The sequence below is a fragment of the uncultured Fretibacterium sp. genome, assembly GCF_938040765.1.
GTDB lineage: Bacteria > Synergistota > Synergistia > Synergistales > Aminobacteriaceae > CAJPSE01.
Genome location: NZ_CALIAA010000158.1, coordinates 1 through 2966, shown reverse-complemented (window position 1 = coordinate 2966; position 2966 = coordinate 1). Strand labels below are relative to the sequence as shown.

At 59.2% G+C, this 2966-nt stretch carries 3 protein-coding genes; all 3 read left to right on the top strand.

Going from position 1 to position 2966, the window contains the following annotated elements:
- Positions 1 to 466 precede the first annotated feature (466 nt).
- Positions 467 to 1402, top strand: a complete 936-nt coding sequence (locus tag Q0176_RS05705; RefSeq protein ID WP_299300119.1) for a chemotaxis protein — start codon at positions 467 to 469, stop codon at positions 1400 to 1402.
- Between the two features lie 196 nt (positions 1403 to 1598).
- A complete protein-coding gene (locus Q0176_RS05700; protein WP_299300117.1) occupies positions 1599 to 2258 on the top strand; it encodes a hypothetical protein in 660 nt (219 codons plus the stop codon).
- Between the two features lie 63 nt (positions 2259 to 2321).
- On the top strand, positions 2322 to 2966 hold a 645-nt coding region (locus Q0176_RS05695; protein ID WP_299300115.1), incomplete at its 3' end, for a sigma-70 family RNA polymerase sigma factor.

The following is a 2966-nucleotide window of genomic DNA, read 5'->3' as shown; positions in this document are numbered from 1 at the left end:
TTCGTCCTTGCGGCGAGGTCCCCATAAAAGGCGCTTCCCCTCTCCTCCAGTCGTATCAGGGTGTCCAGAAGGTCGGATACGCGAAAAGGCTCTCCCATCTCAGTCATCTCCCCTTGGCTTTTCGGGTGCACGCGAGGCGTGAACTCCAAGCGTATTATACCGAAGCGCTCCTCTCCCAAAAGGGGAGCGGCGGCCCTCCGGGAGGAGTGTGCGGTCCGGAGTGCGGCGGAGGGGCGAAGCCCGTTTGACATTTCCGTCTTTTGCCGTATAGTGATCGGGCAGACAACACAGCCTCGGAAGGTGTTCGGGAAGTCGATACAACATGCTCGCTTCCCGATAAAACCGCCGCAATCTGCGGACTTGGATGGGGGAGTTGTCTGTCGCTTTTCGAGGAATGGTGGTATATTAAACAGGATTGGATTCAATCTCAGAGAGGGATTTGTCGCTGAAGAAACGGGGTATTCAAATGCAGGAAGTCAAGAAAGTCATCACGGAGGTCGGCACGAACGAGTGGCAGGTCGTGGTTTTCTTCCTGGGGGGACAATCATTTGCAATCAACGTCGATAAAACCAGGGAGATTCTGCGTTGGCCGGGATGCCGGGTCATCCCCGATTCCCCCAGGTCCCTGATCGGGATTACCTCCGTCAGGGGCGAGGTCCTTCCTATGGTTGACCTGCGCGTTTTTCTGGACATCGAACCCTCGGTGGACCTCGACCAGAGCAAGGTGATCATTGCCGAGTTCAACGAGGTCAAGCTGGGCTTTGTGGTCGACGCCGTGGAGCGGATCTACCGCATCAACTCGGAGGACCTGGACTCGAGCCTGACGGGCAAGTACCTTGGGGAATGGATACTCTACGTCATCAAGCGCGACAGTCGGAACGTCCTGCTGCTGGATTACGAGGCCATCGTGCAGACAATCAGCCCGCAGCTCTCCATGCAGAGCAGGTGGGACCCCTCTCGTGCCGCCGCCCTGATGGAAGGGGTAACGGACCCGGCCGCGATCCGCATCGTCGTGGCGGAGGATTCGCCCCTCATCCGCAAGCAGATCAAGGATTCCCTCGCGATGGGGGGATTTACGAATCTCCTGCTCTGCTCGGACGGCAGGGAGGCCTACGATGCGATCATGAAGGAGGGGGCGCATTTCGACGTACTGGTGACCGACGTCGAGATGCCCCGCTTGGACGGGCTTGCCCTGACTCGCCGCATCAAGGAGAATCCGGCGACGAAGGATCTGCCGATCATCGTCTTCTCCTCCATCATGGCGGAGGACATCAAGGTCAAGGCCGCCAGCGTCGGGGCGCGCTATCAGATCACCAAGCCGGAGATATCCCAGCTGGTGGAGTATGTGGCCCGGATCGTCCGGGAAGGGCAGGAGGCGGCTCAGGCTTCCGGCGTCGCCTAGCGGAGGGGCCTCGAGGTTGGACCGGAAGGATACCCTCCGGCTCGACGGAGAGAAACGCCGGAAACAGTGTTTCTGCGCGCTTTTCCCTTCTCGCGGCGGGGGATATGCTGCCGTCGGTTCGATTTGTCCCTTCGTTGGCTCGGGCTCCCGAAGGCTCGGGGTGAATTGGAGGCCTGAGATAAAATAGGAGGATGCTTTGCTTCCTTACTGGAATTCGGACCTGGACCTCGAGATCGCGTCCTGGTTCCCCTTCGGGGTGGATTATCGGCCGATCTCCATGAATTGCCTCCTCAACCCCAGGTTGAGGAGGGTGGCGGCGTCCTGCCTCGAACGGGGTAGCGAGTTCTTCTTCATGTCCTCGCTTGGGACGGGGTCCATCGGAAGCCTGATGCGCGACAATTTTTACAGGGCCGAGCCCCAAGGGGCCTTCAGCCTGGGGTTCATGATGATTTTGGGCTACTCCCCGCGTATGGAGCGCCTCATCGGCGCCGGCTTCGGCGGTTCGGAGGACCTTTCCGCCGGGGTTGCCTTCTGCTCCCTCTGGAACAGGGGCGTGCTGATGGAGAACATCAAGGTGATCGTCCTGGTGAGCGAGGGGATTTTTTTCGACGAGGAGAAGTTTCTGACGGACTTCGAGGGAATACTCGCCGGTCAGGACGGGGACCCGGGCCTTGCCTTCTTTGCGGAACAGTTTGGATATCGGCGTTTCTGTATGGCTTACGAGACGGACGATCCGCTTCAGCTTCGGATCAGCAGGTTGCTTTACGAGATGGAATTTGCCGAGACCCGGCAGATGGTCGGCCCATCCCCCGAGGTCTCTTTTCCTCCGTTTTTTGGCCTTGTCCCGGCAGAATAACAGGCGTTCCGATCCACCTGAGGAACTGGAAATACGGCGGAATGAAAATGGAGGTCATGTGCGGTGCAGGAAGAAAACAAGCGCGATGTCAGGATCGGATCGGCAAAGAGCGATTCTCCCGAATACCTGGGAAAGGTGAGGACCCTTGTTCATGAGGGGCAGGGACGTGGCTTTGTCACGCATCGCGATATCGAGCGGCATATTCCGGTGGAGGTTTGGGACCCGGATACGCTGGACAACATCCTGAGCAACCTTCAGGAGCTGGGAATTGAGGTCGTCGAGGAGGAAAGTCGGGGTAAGGTTCAGGCCTCCGTCGGAGTTGGGGAGGAGCTGCTCCCGTCCCTGGACGGGGATTTCGGCAAGCTGGACGATATCCCTCTGACGGATCCGGTGCGCATGTATCTGCGCGAGATCGGAAAAGTCCCCCTTCTGCGGGCGGAGGAGGAGGTCGACCTGGCCCAGCGCATGGAGGAGGGGGACGTCAAGGCGAAGCAGAAGCTCGTCGACGCGAACCTCCGCCTGGTGGTCAGCATCGCGAAGAAGTACATCGGGCGCGGAATGCTCTTTCTGGACCTGATCCAGGAGGGGAACCTCGGTTTGATCCGGGCCGTGGAGAAATTCGATTATCGCCGGGGATTCAAGTTCAGTACCTACGCGACCTGGTGGATTCGTCAGGCGATTACCCGCGCCATTGCGGATCAGGCTCGG

Coding starts and splice junctions, on each gene's coding strand:
- Q0176_RS05705 (WP_299300119.1), top strand. CDS start 467: ATGCAGGAAGTCAAGAAAGTCATCACGGAGGTCGGCACGAACGAGTGG.